The sequence below is a fragment of the Allobosea sp. LC85 genome (assembly GCF_000735605.1).
Classification (GTDB): Bacteria; Pseudomonadota; Alphaproteobacteria; order Rhizobiales; family Beijerinckiaceae; genus Allobosea.
The window spans coordinates 20,560-35,349 of the sequence record NZ_JPKG01000019.1; the positions used below are offsets into that span (position 1 = coordinate 20,560).

16 protein-coding genes are annotated in these 14,790 nt (G+C 64.0%); 5 read left to right on the top strand and 11 right to left on the bottom strand.

All coding sequences use genetic code 11. The annotated features are described in order from the left end of the window. The 3 genes from FG93_RS08935 to FG93_RS08945 all read left to right on the top strand — a co-directional run bounded on the left by FG93_RS08935 (nucleotide 1) and on the right by FG93_RS08945 (nucleotide 2,414). Nucleotides 1-750 (top strand): SDR family NAD(P)-dependent oxidoreductase, encoded by a 750-nt coding sequence (locus tag FG93_RS08935; RefSeq protein WP_043233807.1) that lies wholly within the window; start codon nucleotides 1-3, stop codon nucleotides 748-750. Continuing rightward, nucleotides 747-1,520 carry a sulfite exporter TauE/SafE family protein gene (locus FG93_RS08940; protein WP_052513535.1) on the top strand — a complete coding sequence of 258 codons (774 nt, stop codon included), beginning with the start codon at nucleotides 747-749 and terminating at the stop codon, nucleotides 1,518-1,520. The genes FG93_RS08935 and FG93_RS08940 overlap by 4 nt, the downstream gene beginning before the upstream one ends. 117 nt (nucleotides 1,521-1,637) lie before the next feature. Continuing rightward, complete coding sequence (locus FG93_RS08945; RefSeq protein WP_043233808.1) at nucleotides 1,638-2,414, top strand: enoyl-CoA hydratase/isomerase family protein; 777 nt, start codon at nucleotides 1,638-1,640, stop codon at nucleotides 2,412-2,414. A 57-nt stretch (nucleotides 2,415-2,471) separates the two neighbouring features. On the opposite strand, the gene FG93_RS08950 is transcribed toward FG93_RS08945, so the two are convergent. The 5 genes from FG93_RS08950 to cyoA are packed head-to-tail and all read right to left on the bottom strand — an operon-like array spanning nucleotide 2,472 to nucleotide 7,378. Next, complete coding sequence (locus FG93_RS08950) at nucleotides 2,472-3,206, bottom strand: SURF1 family protein (RefSeq protein ID WP_052513536.1); 735 nt, start codon at nucleotides 3,204-3,206, stop codon at nucleotides 2,472-2,474. Between the two features lie 25 nt (nucleotides 3,207-3,231). After that, nucleotides 3,232-3,618: a cytochrome o ubiquinol oxidase subunit IV gene (gene cyoD / locus FG93_RS08955; RefSeq protein ID WP_043233809.1), complete on the bottom strand. Its 387-nt coding sequence runs from the start codon at nucleotides 3,616-3,618 to the stop codon at nucleotides 3,232-3,234. Continuing rightward, nucleotides 3,615-4,250, bottom strand: a complete 636-nt coding sequence (gene cyoC, locus FG93_RS08960; protein WP_043233811.1) for a cytochrome o ubiquinol oxidase subunit III — start codon at nucleotides 4,248-4,250, stop codon at nucleotides 3,615-3,617. The genes cyoD and cyoC overlap by 4 nt, the downstream gene beginning before the upstream one ends. A gap of 9 nt (nucleotides 4,251-4,259) precedes the next feature. Continuing rightward, entirely contained in the window at nucleotides 4,260-6,260 is a 2,001-nt protein-coding gene (cyoB, locus tag FG93_RS08965) for a cytochrome o ubiquinol oxidase subunit I (protein ID WP_043233812.1), read from the bottom strand. Nucleotides 6,261-6,301: 41 nt separating this feature from the next. After that, nucleotides 6,302-7,378: a ubiquinol oxidase subunit II gene (gene cyoA, locus FG93_RS08970; RefSeq protein ID WP_200878090.1), complete on the bottom strand. Its 1,077-nt coding sequence runs from the start codon at nucleotides 7,376-7,378 to the stop codon at nucleotides 6,302-6,304. Between the two features lie 189 nt (nucleotides 7,379-7,567). On the opposite strand from cyoA, the gene FG93_RS08975 reads away from it, so the two are divergent. Beyond that, the gene (locus tag FG93_RS08975; protein WP_043233813.1) at nucleotides 7,568-8,893 is read left to right on the top strand and encodes an MFS transporter; all 1,326 of its coding nucleotides are present in this window, start codon (nucleotides 7,568-7,570) and stop codon (nucleotides 8,891-8,893) included. 110 nt (nucleotides 8,894-9,003) lie between these two features. Here FG93_RS08975 and FG93_RS31715 read toward each other — a convergent pair whose 3' ends face one another. Next, nucleotides 9,004-9,210, bottom strand: a complete 207-nt coding sequence (locus FG93_RS31715; RefSeq protein ID WP_152579366.1) for a hypothetical protein — start codon at nucleotides 9,208-9,210, stop codon at nucleotides 9,004-9,006. Between the two features lie 322 nt (nucleotides 9,211-9,532). Between FG93_RS31715 and FG93_RS08980 the strand changes: the two genes are divergently transcribed. After that, complete coding sequence (locus tag FG93_RS08980) at nucleotides 9,533-10,018, top strand: methyltransferase (RefSeq protein ID WP_081881401.1); 486 nt, start codon at nucleotides 9,533-9,535, stop codon at nucleotides 10,016-10,018. A 199-nt stretch (nucleotides 10,019-10,217) separates the two neighbouring features. On the opposite strand, the gene FG93_RS08985 is transcribed toward FG93_RS08980, so the two are convergent. The 5 genes from FG93_RS08985 to FG93_RS09005 form a co-directional block, all read right to left on the bottom strand. Continuing rightward, nucleotides 10,218-10,727 (bottom strand): hypothetical protein, encoded by a 510-nt coding sequence (locus FG93_RS08985; RefSeq protein ID WP_043233815.1) that lies wholly within the window; start codon nucleotides 10,725-10,727, stop codon nucleotides 10,218-10,220. After that, nucleotides 10,724-11,347: a hypothetical protein gene (locus tag FG93_RS08990; protein ID WP_043233817.1), complete on the bottom strand. Its 624-nt coding sequence runs from the start codon at nucleotides 11,345-11,347 to the stop codon at nucleotides 10,724-10,726. Before FG93_RS08990 ends, FG93_RS08985 begins: the two co-directional genes overlap by 4 nt. A 291-nt stretch (nucleotides 11,348-11,638) precedes the next feature. After that, nucleotides 11,639-12,547: a LysR family transcriptional regulator gene (locus FG93_RS08995; RefSeq protein WP_043233818.1), complete on the bottom strand. Its 909-nt coding sequence runs from the start codon at nucleotides 12,545-12,547 to the stop codon at nucleotides 11,639-11,641. Between the two features lie 21 nt (nucleotides 12,548-12,568). Next, the gene (gene hydA, locus FG93_RS09000; protein ID WP_043233820.1) at nucleotides 12,569-13,993 is read right to left on the bottom strand and encodes a dihydropyrimidinase; all 1,425 of its coding nucleotides are present in this window, start codon (nucleotides 13,991-13,993) and stop codon (nucleotides 12,569-12,571) included. Then, nucleotides 13,990-14,772 carry an aspartate/glutamate racemase family protein gene (locus FG93_RS09005; protein ID WP_043233821.1) on the bottom strand — a complete coding sequence of 261 codons (783 nt, stop codon included), beginning with the start codon at nucleotides 14,770-14,772 and terminating at the stop codon, nucleotides 13,990-13,992. The genes hydA and FG93_RS09005 overlap by 4 nt, the downstream gene beginning before the upstream one ends. Nucleotides 14,773-14,790: the final 18 nt, after the last annotated feature.

Here is a 14,790-nt window from a genome sequence, read left to right on the forward strand (position 1 = left end):
ATGGCTGAACTCGATGGCAAGGTTGCGCTGGTCACAGGAGCAGCCCGCAATATCGGCCGCGCCATCGCGCTCGAGCTCGCCTCCGGCGGGGCAGCGGTGATGGGGCTGGCGCTCTCGGACGAGGCGGGGCTAGGCGAAATGGTCGCCGCCGTCGAGGCCGAGGGCGGCCGCGCAGCCTGGCAACTGGCCGATGTCACCAACCCCGTCTCGGTCCGCGCCGCGGTCGAGGCCACGCTCGAGCGCTTCGGCCGGATCGACATCCTTGTCAACAATGCCGCGATCCGCGGCGAAGTGGCCTTCGACGCGATGACGCTGGCGCAATGGCATCAGGTGCTCGGCGTCACGCTCGACGGCCCGTTCCTGTGCTCGCAGGCGGCGCTTGACGCGCTGACCGCGAGCGGCGCAGGCGCCATCATCAACATTGGCGGTCTCACAGCCTATACCGGCGCGAAGCAACGCGCCCATGTCGTCACCGCCAAGGCGGGGCTCGACGGCCTCACCAAGGCGCTGGCGCAAGAACTGGCCGAGCGCGAGATCACGGTCAACCTCGTCTCGCCGGGGCTGATCGATACCGTGCGCGGCGGCCATTCGGCGGCGGAGCCGGACCATCACAAGCACCGCACCACCCTGGTCGGACGCCGCGGCCGGCCGCAGGAGGTCGCGGCGATGGTGCGCTACCTTGCCGGGCCGAACGGACGCTACCTCACCGGCCAGACCCTGCATGTGAATGGCGGGGCCTATCTGCCATGAGCCTCGTGGCCGACCCGGCTTTGCTCGGATCGGCCGTGCAGGTGGCGACGGCGCTTGCCGTCGGCGCGGCCGCCTTGATCGGATCGCTGCTGAGCGCGCTCACTGGCTCGGGCGGTGCGATCGTTCTCTCGCTGGTGCTGGCCCCGATCATCGGCGTCGCCTCGGTCGTACAGACGATCAGCGTTGCGATGCTGCTCAGCCATGTCGCGCGCGTCGGCGCCTTCCGGACACTGATCGACTGGCCCGTCACAGGGCGCATCCTGATGGCGGCGATCCCTGGCTGCCTTGCCGGCGCGGTGCTCTATACCAGGCTTGACGAGGCGACGATCGGGCTGGTGCTTGGGATTTTCCTGATCGCGGTGGTGGTGCTCAAGCGCCTGCTCGCCGGTCGGCGCTTCGAGATCGGGCCGATCGGAGTGCTGGTCGCGTCAGCCATCTTCGGCTTCCTCTCGGGCACGACGATCGGCGGCGGACTGCTGATGATCCCGATCCTGCTCGGTGCCGGGCTTGCGGGGGCAGCACTGGTTGCGACCGATGCGATCGTCGGTCTCACCATGCACCTCACCAAGACTCTGGTCTTCGGGCAGGCGGCGGTCCTGACCAGCCCGCAGGTCTGGCTCGGCGCGGTGATCGGCCTCTGCATGGCCCCGGGCGCCTGGCTTGCCAGGGCACTGCTCGCCCGCATCCCGCTCAAGGTCCACGCGCTGCTGCTCGACGCCGTCGTTCTGCTCGGCGGCGTCTCTTTCGTGGCCCAGGCCCTGCGAAGATGAGCTTGAAACGAGATGCAACTCAGGCTCTGGCGCAAGCCGATCCGACGCTGCGCTCTCGCCGGGCGCCGGCGATAGCGGTTTCACTGATGCCCGTTGCATGAGGGAGAGGATGCGTCGATGAGTGACGAGATCTGCTACGAGGTCGACGGCGGGATCGGCTGGATTACGCTCAACCGGCCGCAGGCGCGCAACGCGCTGACATTCGCAATGTATGACCGCGTCGCCGAGATTTGCTCGGATATCGAAGCCCATGGCTCCCCGAAGGTGCTGGTTCTGACCGGGGCGGGAGAGAAGGCCTTCGCGGCCGGCACGGACATCTCGCAGTTCCGTGCCTTCAACAAGCCGGAGGATGCGCTGGCTTATGAGGCACGAATCGACGGTGCCCTGCAGAAGATCGAGGGGTGCCAGGTTCCGACCATCGCGGCGATCTCGGGAGCCGCAACGGGCGGAGGTGCCAGCATCGCTTGCGCCTGCGATCTCAGGATTGCGACGTGCGACGCCCGCTTCGGCTTCCCGGTGGCGCGCACCCTCGGCAACTGCCTGTCCATGGCCAATTATGCCAGGCTGGCCACCCTGCTCGGACCGGCGCGGGTCAAGGACATCGTCTTTACCGCGCGGCTGATGGATGCCGACGAGGGCCAACGCATCGGCCTCTACACTGAACTCGTCTTCGACCACGCCGCGCTGATGGAGCGGGCGAAGGAGTTGGCGACGACCATTGCTCGGCACGCGCCACTGACCTTGCGCGCGACCAAGGAGGCGATGCGGCGGATCACCCGGTCCGACCGGACGAGGGAAAGCGATCTCGTCTTGATGTGCTACATGAGCGCCGATTTTCGCGAGGGTATGGAGGCCTTCCTCGCCAAGCGTGCGCCGAACTGGCAAGGGCGATGAAGCTGGGTGGAGTTCGGATTGTTGGCCGAAGCCGCCGGGTTGGTGACAAAACTGCGTCTACGCCGGCGGCGGCCCCTCGGCCTTGCCCCGGATCAGATACGCCGCCGCCCCGGCGCTCATCAATGCAAGGCAGAACCAGGTCAGCGCGTAGACGAGATGCGTGTTGCGGAAGCTGACCTGAGTCATCCCGCCCTGCGGCAGCGGGCCAGGCTCGGAGACGGCGTCGGCATCGACGAAATAGGGCGCGACCTCTCCGACGCCCTGCGCCCGCGCGATCTGCGCGGCGTCGCGGGAATACCAGCGCCCGGCCGCAGGATCATTCGCACGCAGGAAGCCGCCGCCCGGCTCGCTCAGCCGCAGCAACCCGACCAGACTCGCCGCTTCGCCGGCAACCTTGCGCCGCTCGTCGGCCCCTCGCCGCCCTTCCGGCAGGAAGCCGCGATTGACGAGAACGGTAAAACCGGCGTCCGTTCGAAACGCCGCCAGCACCCAGAAGCCGGGACCCCGCTCCGTCACCGCCATCGTCAGCGTTTCCGGCAGAGGGAGATAGCGCCCCTGCAGGCTAACGCGACGGTATTCATCCGTGGCGGCGCTGAGCTTGCCCCACTCCGCCGGCCCTGGCGCGGCAGATGGCGGCGCGTGGATGCGTGCCTCGACACGGGCGATCAGGTCGAGCTTCCAGGCCCGCCGCTGCATCTGCCAGATGCCGAGCCCTGCGAAGATGAGCGTGAACAGGCAGGCCGCGGCAACAAAGATGACATGCGCCGTGTGCGGTCGGCGCCCCTGCCCCATTTCCGGGAAGGTCACGACGCCCGCCTCACATCCGGTGCATGTCGCTCGGCATCATGTTGGCGTTGAGGTGGAACATGACCCACAGCGAGCCCGAGAGCGCGATCACCACGATGATGATGGTGAAGATCAGCGCCATCATCGTCCAGCCGCCTTCGGAGCGGCTGTTCATGTGCAGAAAATAGACCATGTGGACGACGATCTGCACGGCCGCGAAACCCATGATCACGAGCGCGGTCAGGGTCGCGTGACCGAGCACGTCGTTCATGACGAGCCAGAACGGGATCGCCGTCAGGATGACCGAAAGCACGAAGCCGGTGACGTAGCCGCGCAGGCTGCCATGGGGAGCGCCATGGGCGTCGCCGTGGTCGCCGTGCTCGGCGTGGGGCTCGGCGTGGTTCTGGCTTCCGCTCATTTCAGCACGCCCATCAGGTAGACGAAGGTGAAGACGCCGATCCAGACGATGTCGAGGAAGTGCCAGAACATGCTCAGGCACATCAGCCGGCGGCAATTGGCCTCGATCAGCCCGCGTCTTGCGACCTGCCTCATCAGCACGACCAGCCAGATCAGGCCGAAAGTGACATGCAGCCCGTGCGTGCCGACCAGCGTGAAGAAGGAGGAGAGGAACGCGCTGCGCATCGGCGTCGCGCCCTCATGGATCAGATGCGCGAACTCATAGAGTTCGATCGCGATGAAGCCGAGGCCAAACAGGCCTGTCACGACAAGCCAGGCCTGCATCGCGGCCTGCCGGCCCTTGTCCATCGCCAGCATGGCGAAGCCATAGGTGATCGAGGAGAGCAGCAGCAGGCCGGTATTGACCGCCACCAGCCTGAGATCGAACAGGTCGGCGCCGGACGGCCCCGCCGCGTAGTTGCGTCCCAGCACCCCGAACGTCGCGAACAGCACCGCGAAGACGAGGCAATCGCTCATCAGGTAGATCCAGAAGCCGAGCATGGTCGAGCCGCCGGAGTGCTCGTGCTCCTCTTCCGTGACGTAGAACGTCGGGGCGCCGTTCGAGACCTGGACCTGTGCTGCCGCCTTCTCCATCATCGTTCCTCAGGCCCGGGCCAGCAGCTTGCTACGCGAATCCTCCTCGCGCAGAACGGTCTCTGCCGGGATGTGAAAGTCGCGGTCGTAATTGAAGCTGTGCGTAATCACGCTCGCCACCACGCCCACGAAGGTCAGGGCCGCGAGCCACCAGACGTGCCAGATCAGCGCGAAGCCGCAAAGCGTCGCCAATCCCGCGATGATGACCCCGGCCCCGGTGTTCCTCGGCATGTGGATCGGCCGGAAACCGGCGAGCGGGCGCTGATACCCGCGCTTCTTCATGTCGGACCACGAGTCATGATCGTGGATCACCGGGGTGAAGGCGAAATTGTAATCCGGCGGTGGCGAGGAGGTCGACCATTCCAGCGTGCGCCCGTCCCAGGGGTCGCCGGTCGTGTCGCGCAACTCGTCGCGACGGATGATGCTGACCGCGATCTGGATGAGGAAGCAAAGGATGCCGAACAGGATCAGCACCGCGCCGATTGCCGCGATTACGAACCAGATCTGCAGCGAAGGGTCCTCGAAGCGGTTCAATCGCCGCGTCACGCCCATCAGGCCGAGCACATAGAGCGGCATGAAGGCGACGTAGAAGCCGACGACCCAGAACCAGAAGGAGAGCTTGCCCCAGAACGGCTCGAGCCTGAAGCCGAAGGCCTTCGGAAACCAGTAGGCAATGCCGGCGAAGATGCCGAAGACGACGCCACCGATGATGACGTTGTGGAAATGCGCAACCAGGAACAGGCTGTTGTGCAGCACGAAATCGGCCGGCGGCACCGCGAGCATCACGCCGGTCATACCGCCGATGACAAAGGTCAGCATGAAGGCGACGAGCCACATCATCGGCAGTTCGAAGCGGATGCGTCCGCGATACATCGTGAACAGCCAATTGAAGATCTTCGCGCCCGTCGGGATCGAGATGATCATCGTCGTGATGCCGAAAAAGGAATTCACGCTGGCGCCCGAGCCCATTGTGAAGAAATGGTGCAGCCAGACGAGATAGGACAGGATGGTGATGACCACCGTCGCATAGACCATCGAGGCATAGCCGAAGAGCCGCTTGCCGCAGAAGGTCGAGGCCACTTCCGAGAAGATGCCGAAGGCCGGCAGGATCAGAATGTAGACCTCGGGATGGCCCCAGATCCAGATCAGGTTCACGTACATCATCGGGTTGCCGCCGAGATCGTTCGTGAAGAAATTGGTGCCGACATAGCGATCAAGCGTCAGCAGCGCGAGCGTCGCCGCCAGGATCGGGAAGGTCGCGACGATGAGGACATTGGTGCACAGCGACGTCCAGGTGAAGACGGGCATCTTCATCATGTCCATGCCGGGCGCGCGCATCTTGACGATGGTCGCCACCAGATTGACGCCGGAGAGCGTGGTGCCCACGCCCGCGACCTGCAGCCCCCAGAGGTAGTAGTCCATGCCCACCCCGGGCGAGTAGGCGGCGCCTGAGAGGGGGGGATAGGCAAGCCAGCCGGTCGTGGCGAATTCGCCGATGAAGAGCGAAGTCATCACCAGCACGGCGCCACCCACCGTCATCCAGAAGCTGAAATTATTGAGGAAGGGGAAGGCGACGTCCCGTGCGCCGATCTGCAACGGCACGACAAAGTTCATCAGTCCCGTGACAAAGGGCATCGCCACGAAGAAGATCATGATGACGCCATGGGCGGTGAAGATCTGGTCATAATGATGCGGCGGCAGGTATCCCTCGCTGCCGGCAAAGGCGATCGCCTGCTGGCCGCGCATCATCAGCGCGTCAGCGAAGCCGCGCAGCAGCATGATGACGCCCAGGATCATGTACATGATCCCGATCTTCTTGTGGTCGACGCTGGTGAACCACTCGTTCCAGAGATAGCCCCAGGCCTTCATCCGCGTGATCAGCACGAGGAGCGCAAGGCCGCCCAGCACCACGACACCAAAGGTCGCAACCAGGATCGGCTCATGCAGCGGCAGCGCTTCGAAGGTGAAACGGCCGAACACCAGCTTCCACCATTCGGGATAGGAGGTCATGGATCCCTCGTCTCGCTAGCGGCGACCATCACGGACGCGGTTCAGTTGGCGACGCGGGCGACGGCGCCCGCGGTGCCGTAGACGTCGGCGGGCGTGCAGATCGCCGTGACGAAGGGGCGCGGCGGCATCGGCTGCCCGCCCCGACGTAGGCTCTTGTCGTATTCGAGCGCCATGACGGTCGAGATACCCTCCTTGCCGCCGCCGCCCTTGGCATCCATCGCCATCATGTCGCGCGTGCACATCCTGGCGCGATCGACACACCTATTGAGAATCGCTTCGAAGAGATCCGGCGCGACATCGCGGAACTGCCGCGCCGCCTCGCGCTCGCTGGGGCGCTCCAGCACGAGATACTCATCACGCCCGAGTGGCCCGCCCTTCTCGCGCGCGGCCCGGGTCCAGTCCTCGAAGCCCTGGCCGTCAACGCCATGGAATCGGAAGCGCATGTCGGAGAAGCCGGCGCCGCTGTAATTGGCCGAGAAGCCTTCGAAATCGCCGGGATGATTGATCACGGCGTTGAGCTTCGTCTGCATGCCCGGCATGGCGTAGATCTGCCCGGCCAACGCCGGGATGAAGAGGGAGTTCATGACCGTGGAGGACGTGATCCGGAACTCGATCGGCTGATCGACCGGCGCGACGACCTCGTTGAGCGAGGCGATGCCCTGCTCCGGGTAAAGGAACAGCCACTTCCAATCGAGCGCCACGACCTGGATGACCAGCGGCCTTTGCGGCGGTGCGTTCTCGCTCATCCTTGCAGCGGCAGCCGGCTTCGCCGCGCTGATGCGCCCGAGCGGTCGGTAGGGATCGAGCAGATGGGTGGCCATCCAGGTGATCGCGCCGATGACGATGACGATCAGCAGCGGCACGGCCCAGATCACCACTTCGAGCGGCAGCGAATGATGCCAGTCGGGATCATAGGTCGCATTGGCCGAAGCGCGATAGCGCCAGGCGAAGAACACCGTCAGCGCCATCACCGGCACGATGATGAGGAGCATCAGCGCCGTGGAGGTCAGCAGGAGGTTTCGCTGCTGCACCGCGACATCGCCCGAGGGCGACAAGAGCACCATCTGGCAGCCGCCGAGCACGGCAAGAACAGGCAGAATCGTTAGAAACCGAAGGATCCGCAAGAGACTCGAGACCTCCCTGCCGCCGGAACAACCTTCTCTATTCCCGTTCCTTCCCGCCACCCATCAGGCAATCTGTCCCATTGCGAAGGTTTGACGGGTATCTTCGATCCACCGTATCCATTTGCATGAGGTGCGGGCAAGCCCGTACGATCCGACCTGCCCGATAGCGAGGGGTTCCCGGTCATGAGCGCTGAGGCAGCGAACCATACATCGGGTCACCTGACAGACGAGCATGGGCGCGACCATGTCTCGCCCGGCGAGATCGCGATTGGCGTGATCATCGGCCGTACCTCCGAATATTTCGACTTCTTCGTCTTCGGCCTCGGCTGCGTTCTGGTCTTTCCCGAGCTGGTGTTCCCCTTCGCCGACCGACTGACCGCGACGCTCTATGCCTTCGCGATCTTCGCGCTCGCTTTCGTTACGCGCCCGATCGGCACAGTGCTGTTCATGGCGATCGACCGTCGCCACGGCAGGGCAGCCAAGCTGACCGTTGCGCTCTTCCTCCTCGGCGGCTCGACAGCCGCCATCGCCTTCCTGCCCGGCTATGCCACGATCGGCATCTGGTCCGGCATCATTCTCGCGATCTTCCGCCTCCTGCAGGGCATCGCACTCGGTGGGGCCTGGGACGGGCTGTCCTCCCTGCTCGCCCTCAATGCGCCCGCCGGCCGCCGCGGCTGGTACGCCATGCTGCCGCAGCTCGGTGCACCGCTTGGCTTCATCCTTGCCGCCGGGTTGTTCGCCTATTTCGAAGGCTTGCTGTCGAGGGGAGATTTCCTCGACTGGGGCTGGCGCTACCCCTTCTTCGTCGCGCTGACGATCAATGTCGTGGCGTTGTTCGCGCGGCTGCGGATGGTCGCAACCCACGAGTTCGCCGAGCTCATGGAAACCCGCGAACTCATGCCCATGCCGGTCCTCGAATTGGTCAGGGCACGCGGCAGCACGCTTATCCTGGGCGCCTTCGTGCCATTGGCGAGCTTTGCGCTCTTCCACCTCGTCACCATCTTCCCGGTGAGCTGGATCAACCTCTTCACCGAACGCTCGGTTTCGGAATTCCTGATGGTGCAGGCAGCCGGCGCCGTGGTTGGCTTCGGCGCGATCGTCACCTCCGGTTTGATCGCCGACCAGATCGGTCGCCGCAACACGCTCCTTGTCTCCGGCGGGATGATCGCCCTCTTCAGCCTGTCGAGCATCATCGCCCCCCTGCTCTTCGGCGACAGCCTGGCGGGGCAGACAATCTACGTGATCATCGGCTTTGGCCTGCTTGGACTTTCCTACGGCCAGACTGCCGGCGCCGTGGCTTCGAGCTTCGGGACGCAGTACCGCTACACCGGCGCAGCGCTGACCTCGGATCTTGCCTGGTTGCTCGGCGCCGGCTTCGCGCCACTCGTGGCGCTGACCGTGTCGAGCCAGTTCGGGCTGGCCTGGGTCGGCGTCTATCTGCTCTCGGGCGCGCTCTGCACGCTCGCCGCACTGGGGATCGATCGACGGCTTGAGGGGCGTTACAGCTGAACCAGTTGCGGCGCGAACGACGTTTGCCTTCCGAGAAGGAATTCTGTCACTCGCAATTTCGGTACCGACCTTGAATGATCCCGAACGGGGGCAGCCGTTCGGGCTCGCGGCTAACGTGTCGCGCGACGTGTCGCGCGCACCACGGTCGGAGCCGTTACCGCGCCGGCCGCCCCACCAACGACCGCGCCAACCGGGCCACCAACAAGTGCCCCCGTTCCCGCTCCGGCGGCAGCCCCGCCGATCCGCTGCCCGGTCGTGTTGCAAGCGCCCGTCGCCAGTGCGGTGAGAACCAACAGCGTCATCACTGAAACCTTCATCGCGCGTCCTCCTGAGTGTGCAACGTCCGTAGACGGCGGCCGTTCCACTCCCCCGGGCTATCCGGGTGGAATTAGCGGGAGTACACCGACGGCACTTCCTCGGCGTCGCCACGAGGGATCGACAGTCCATCGGTCGCGTGAAGTCTGCAACGCGTTGAGGGAGCTCCTGGCCCGGCGCGCCTTTGCGCTGCCGTTCTTCTGCACCCATTCGATTTCCCAACAGATCTCGAAGGAGCGGCTCGATGCTGCCATGATGGCAACATTCTACGCGAGGTAGCGATCCACCTGATATCCAGGCCGGCAACAAGAAAGCGGGCGCGTCATGAGGGAAGAAATCAGCATCGCCGACGCATACCGCAGGGGCCGCACAGTGTTCATGGGGGTGGAGTTGCTCGTCGCCCCCGGCGCACTCGTACCGCGACCGGAGACGGAGTTGCTCGGCACGACCGCGGTCGATCTTCTGCGTCGAATGGACTTGCCGGCGCCGCGAGTGGTCGACATGTGCTGCGGGGCGGGCAATCTCGCATGCGCGATCGCGCGCCGCGTGTCCGGTGCGCGTGTCTGGGCGAGCGATCTCACCGATGGATGCGTCGAGGTCGCACGCTGCAACGTCGCTCATCTTGGCCTGGCCGACCGAGTGTCGGTATTTCAGGGCGACACGTTCGGTGCCCTTTCAGGCTTGAGGCTCGAGGGTTCGATCGACGTCATCGTCTGCAACCCGCCCGGCCAACGCCGGCGCTCGACGGTCCCTACCGTCAGCTACACCACGAGTTGGGACACGACCCTGTTCCAAGGTTCCAAAGCCTGAAGGCCCATTGCAAAATCGGCTCTAAGAAAGCTGTAAAATCGAAGCTCCAACAGGAGCCCAGGAGTGGCGCGCCACTCGGGATATTGATGGGCACTGTAATCGTTAGGAGATTCGGCGCCAGCGAGAGGATCAAAGGTAAAGTATAGTTTGCTGGGCTGCATGAAAGAGGCCTCTCTCCGCTCATATCAAAGCCAGACGGTCATTTGCTGCCCGGCTGTCGCAGAGCAACTTCTCCGCCAAGAAGAGCCACCGCCCGCACGATACTCCTTAAACAGATGCGGCGGGTGGAGCGCTGAAAATATTGCCCCGTCCCGGCCTTTCTATCGAGATCGCGAAGCGAGAAGCCGACTTCGGCAGCCCGAGAACGAATGTCGCGCAGGGCGAGGCAGTCGAAGGCGATCAACTTGGGACGACGTTTGGGCAACCCTATATGCTGCGCCTTACCGAGGTATTGGCCTGGCCTCAGATCGGGAAAAAGCCTCGTGAGTTCATCATTCGAGGCTCCGTCCCGGAAGGCGGCAGTCAGCCGTGAAATCTCCGGTGCCGTCCAAATGTGACGACGTCGAGCGATGTCAAGCCGACGCACGCGGTGGCGGATGGCGGAATAACTCCTCCACGGAAGAAGCTGCCGGATGGCCTCGTAGTTGGGATAGAGCAGAATGACCGCGAAATCTTCGATGCCCTGCCATGCAGCGCAACCGTTCGTCATGATCTGCTCGTTTGCGGTGATAGGTGATCCAGATCGGCTCTGTCATGTCGCCAGCTCACCGTTGGTTCGCAGCCCAAAAGTTCGACCGCGCGCGTGAGAGCTCGCCAGTTGCAGTAACGAGGAGAGCGGAAATAGCCCTTCGCCCCTGTCCAAGCATCCATGTCCGTCATCGAGTGCCCCTGCGCGAACGCGTATTGGCGAACGCTGTCGACGAAAGGAAGGCCGGTCATCCGGAGCGGCCGTCGCGGTCGCCGGATTCGAAGGCGGCCGGCCTTCCGCCAGATCTGCTGCTTGGTTCTACCGGGAAAGCCTTCGACGAGGCCAGCCGTGGTGACAGGTGTCCGGTATAGCGTGCGCAGGAGTTCCACTTCCTGCTCTGACCAGATCCGTCGCGGTGTGATCAAGCCGAGGGAGCGCGCCTTGTGCTGGATCGCCACCTTGCTTCTCCGGACCAGTGCCAACGCAATGGCCTGCCTGTCTGGATAGAGGCCCCGAAGCGCATCGAATTCCTCAACCGTCCAGACAGGATATCCTGCAATCGTCCTGCCGGTGAGAGCGATATGGCGAAGGATCGCGATCCTGCCGTTGAAGCCGCACTTGCTTGCTTGGGAGAGATGCATCCGGAACCCCCTGTCGGGGACATGAAATCGCAGCTCCCTGTCAAGGATGTGACGCCAAGCCAATTTCCAGCGCGTCGGTGGGCGCCATCGCAAGCTGTCGAGCGACTTAACACGCGCCTGGCTGCCCTCGGCAAAATGCGCCCCGGGCTGTCTTCTCCACGGGCTTCGTCACGCCAGAGGGGTCGAACTGGCGGAAGCCTGGGCCAGTGACGCGGAGATTATGGCTCAGCTTGAGCACGCGACCGATCGCTTCAGGCCCGTCGAACTTCAAATGAGCCCTGATAGTTCGAATCAGGCGATATCAAGCCACCAATCGCGCCGTAAGCGGCTGCGGATGAAGTCGATAAAGGACACGACCTTGGCCGGTACGAGCTTAGGAGACGGATAGACCGCGTGGATTTCCTGCTCCTGAAGCGCGTAGTCAGTCATTATCTCCACAACACGCCCGGTGCGGAGCGAAGCAGAGACGACATAGCGGGGCAGGATCGCAACGCCGAGATTCGCCGTCGCCGCCGCCAGGATCGTGCTGAGATTATTCGATCGCAGTCGTCCCCTGACCGGAATGGAGTACCGCTCGCCCGAGGGGGAGCACAGGCGCCAGATGTCATCGCCCTGTACGCTCGAATACACGAGACAGTCTCGCGCGGACAGCTCCTCTGGCGTCCGGACGATGCCGCTCCGAGCCAGGTACTGCGGAGATGCGATCATCACCCAGGGATTGACGCCGATATAGCGCCCGCCAAGCGAAGAATCCGCGAGCTTGCCGAGTCGAACCGCAACATCGACTCCTTGCGCAACGAGATCGACATAGGTGTCCTCGCAGCTGAGGTCGACGCGCAGATCTGGGTTCCTTTCGCTGAATTCGATGAGAAGCGGCGCAAGGACGCGGCGGCCGAAAGCGACGGAGGTGCCGACCCGCAGGGCTCCCACGAGCCGGCCTTGCGTCGCGCTGATGATCCCGTCCGCCTCCTCGAGCTGCCGCAAGATTGTTTTGCACTTCTCGTAATAGAGTGCGCCGATCTCGGTGACGCTGATGCCGCGGGTGTTGCGGTTGAGCAGCCGCGCGCCGAGTGTCCGCTCGAGCGACGCCATGTGTTTCGTGACACTCGGCTGGCTCATATTGAGATCGCGCGCGGTTTTTGAGAGGCTGCCGGTCTCAACGCAGCGGGCAAAGATTTGGATTCCAGTCAACCGGTCCAAGGTGCGCTCCTCACTCGCACTCTACCAACCTGACACAGTTGCCTTCGCGAGCGGAGATTTCTCGCGCGGGAGGTAAATTCCAAAGCCTTTGTCCCCGACGAGCTCGCCGTCGCGAACGACGACGCGTCCGCGCACCATGGTCAGGACCGGCCAACCGGTGATTTCCATCCCCTCATAGGGGGTATAGTCGGATCCGTCGGCGAGACGATCATGCGTGATGGTGACGCGACGTTCGGGATCCCAGATGGCGATGTCGGCATCCGCGCCGACGGCGATCGTTCCCTTTCTGGGGTAGAGGCCATAGGTCTTGGCGTGGTTCGTCGATGTCAGGGCGACAAAACGGTTGAGGTCGATCCGGCCTTTGACCACACCTTCCGAGAACAGGATCGGCAGGCGCGTCGCCACGCCCGGGATGCCGTTCGGCACCCAGCGGAAGCTCGTGCGCCCCTTCGGCGTGAGCTTGCCTTGCGGATCGTCGTATCGGAACGGGCAGTGATCGGAGGAGAAGACCGAGAAGACGCCCTGTTGCAGGCCTTCCCAGCAGGCTAGCTGGCTTTCGTTATCGCGCGGCGGCGGCGAGCAGACATATTTCGTGCCCTCCATGTTAAGGCCATCGAGATCGCGCTCCGTGAGAACGAGATATTGCGGGCAGGTCTCTCCGTAGACCTTGAGCCCCTTCATCTGGGCGCGCCTGATCTCCTCCATCGACTCGCGATTGGAGACATGGACGATCATCACGGGCACATTGATGATTTCGGCCAGCGAGATCGCGCGATGCGTGGCTTCCCGCTCGACAGGAATGGGGCGCGAGCGCGCGTGATAGAGGGGAGCGTTTTTCCCCAAGCGCTCCAAACGCTCCGTCAGGAAGCGGATCGCATCGTAGTTCTCGGCATGCACCATCACCAGTGCGCCGGTTTCGCGCGCGACCGCCATCACCTCGAGCATCTCATGGTCGGATAGGGCAAGCCCTTCATAGGTCATGAACACCTTGAAGGAGGTGTAGCCGTTCTCGATCAGGGCCGGGAGCTCCTGGCCAAGCACCTGCTCCGTCGGATCGGCGACGATGAGATGGAAGGCGACGTCGATATAGCAGCGGCCGGCGGCCTCGGCATGATAGGCCTTCACCGCCTCGCGCAGCGACTGGCCCTTCTGCTGCAGGCAGAACGGCAGGACCGTCGTATTGCCACCGAAAGCCGCCGAGCGCGTGCCGCTCTCGAAATCATCGGCCATGACGACATCGGGCCCGGATGGCTGGGAGAAGTGAACATGGCTGTCGATGCCACCGGGAAGGACCAGCTTTCCTGTCGCATCGATCACCTCCCCCGCGGATGCCAGATCGCGTCCGAGCGCGGCGATGCGGCCATCGCTGATCCCGGCATCGCACGCGAAAGTGTCGGAGGCGGTGGCAATCGTGCCGCCGCGGATGATGACATCGTAGCCGCTCATGGATGCGCCCCCGCCGCTACAGCGCCGTTCCCCACCGGTCGGTGCTCGATCCGCTTTGCCAGCGCTTCCGCCAGGCCCTTGGTTGATTTGGCGTCCGGGCGGCGGAATGTGCCAGTGACAGCCTTGCGAGGCGCAAGGCTCACCAGCGCCTCCGCCTGCTTCACCGCTGCCGCAATCGGATCCACGAGAGGAACAGGAACGCGGTCTTTCACTTTGCCTGCCAAGCCGGCAAGCGGCGCGCCGCCCAGTATGATCACGTCGGCTTCGTCCTCGCGAATCGCGCGGTTCGCCAGCTCGACGAGAAGATGCTCCTTTTCCTCCTGAACGTCGGAAATGGAGCGGAACGGGCCCTCGAGCATGCGGATGCTCGCGCAGCGCCCGCGGAGTCCGTGCATCTCGACGCATTCGCGATACCAGGGCTCCAGGGCTCTCGCGAAGGTCACGATCGAGAAATTGCGCCCCAGCATGCAGGCGGTCAGCATCGCGGCCTCGGCCATGCCGACGATCGGGATATCGAAGAGTTCGCGCGCACCGAGCAGGCCCGGATCTCCGAAGGCTGCGATGATCGCGGCGTCGACGTTGCGATGCGCCTCCGCGAGCATTTCGAGTGCTACCGCCCCGCCGATCTGCGCCTCGGCACGGGTCGCGATATATGGCACCCCCTTGCCGGCAGTGACTGGAACGAGCTTTACACTAGGCGACGCCACGCTCTGTCCGACCGCATGGAGACGTTCCGTGACGTCCCGCGTGGTGTTCGGGTTCAGCAACAGAATATTCAAGATCGACCTCTTATTCGT

What these genes read in the sequence shown, in the direction of transcription:
- FG93_RS08935 (WP_043233807.1), top strand. Translation starts at nt 1, where the DNA reads ATGGCTGAACTCGATGGCAAGGTTGCGCTGGTCACAGGAGCAGCCCGC.
- FG93_RS08940 (WP_052513535.1), top strand. Translation starts at nt 747, where the DNA reads ATGAGCCTCGTGGCCGACCCGGCTTTGCTCGGATCGGCCGTGCAGGTG.
- FG93_RS08945 (WP_043233808.1), top strand. Translation starts at nt 1,638, where the DNA reads ATGAGTGACGAGATCTGCTACGAGGTCGACGGCGGGATCGGCTGGATT.
- FG93_RS08950 (WP_052513536.1), bottom strand. Translation starts at nt 3,206, where the DNA reads ATGGGGCAGGGGCGCCGACCGCACACGGCGCATGTCATCTTTGTTGCC.
- cyoD (WP_043233809.1), bottom strand. Translation starts at nt 3,618, where the DNA reads ATGAGCGGAAGCCAGAACCACGCCGAGCCCCACGCCGAGCACGGCGAC.
- cyoC (WP_043233811.1), bottom strand. Translation starts at nt 4,250, where the DNA reads ATGGAGAAGGCGGCAGCACAGGTCCAGGTCTCGAACGGCGCCCCGACG.
- cyoB (WP_043233812.1), bottom strand. Translation starts at nt 6,260, where the DNA reads ATGACCTCCTATCCCGAATGGTGGAAGCTGGTGTTCGGCCGTTTCACC.
- FG93_RS08975 (WP_043233813.1), top strand. Translation starts at nt 7,568, where the DNA reads ATGAGCGCTGAGGCAGCGAACCATACATCGGGTCACCTGACAGACGAG.
- FG93_RS31715 (WP_152579366.1), bottom strand. Translation starts at nt 9,210, where the DNA reads ATGAAGGTTTCAGTGATGACGCTGTTGGTTCTCACCGCACTGGCGACG.
- FG93_RS08980 (WP_081881401.1), top strand. Translation starts at nt 9,533, where the DNA reads ATGAGGGAAGAAATCAGCATCGCCGACGCATACCGCAGGGGCCGCACA.
- FG93_RS08985 (WP_043233815.1), bottom strand. Translation starts at nt 10,727, where the DNA reads ATGACGAACGGTTGCGCTGCATGGCAGGGCATCGAAGATTTCGCGGTC.
- FG93_RS08990 (WP_043233817.1), bottom strand. Translation starts at nt 11,347, where the DNA reads ATGCATCTCTCCCAAGCAAGCAAGTGCGGCTTCAACGGCAGGATCGCG.
- hydA (WP_043233820.1), bottom strand. Translation starts at nt 13,993, where the DNA reads ATGAGCGGCTACGATGTCATCATCCGCGGCGGCACGATTGCCACCGCC.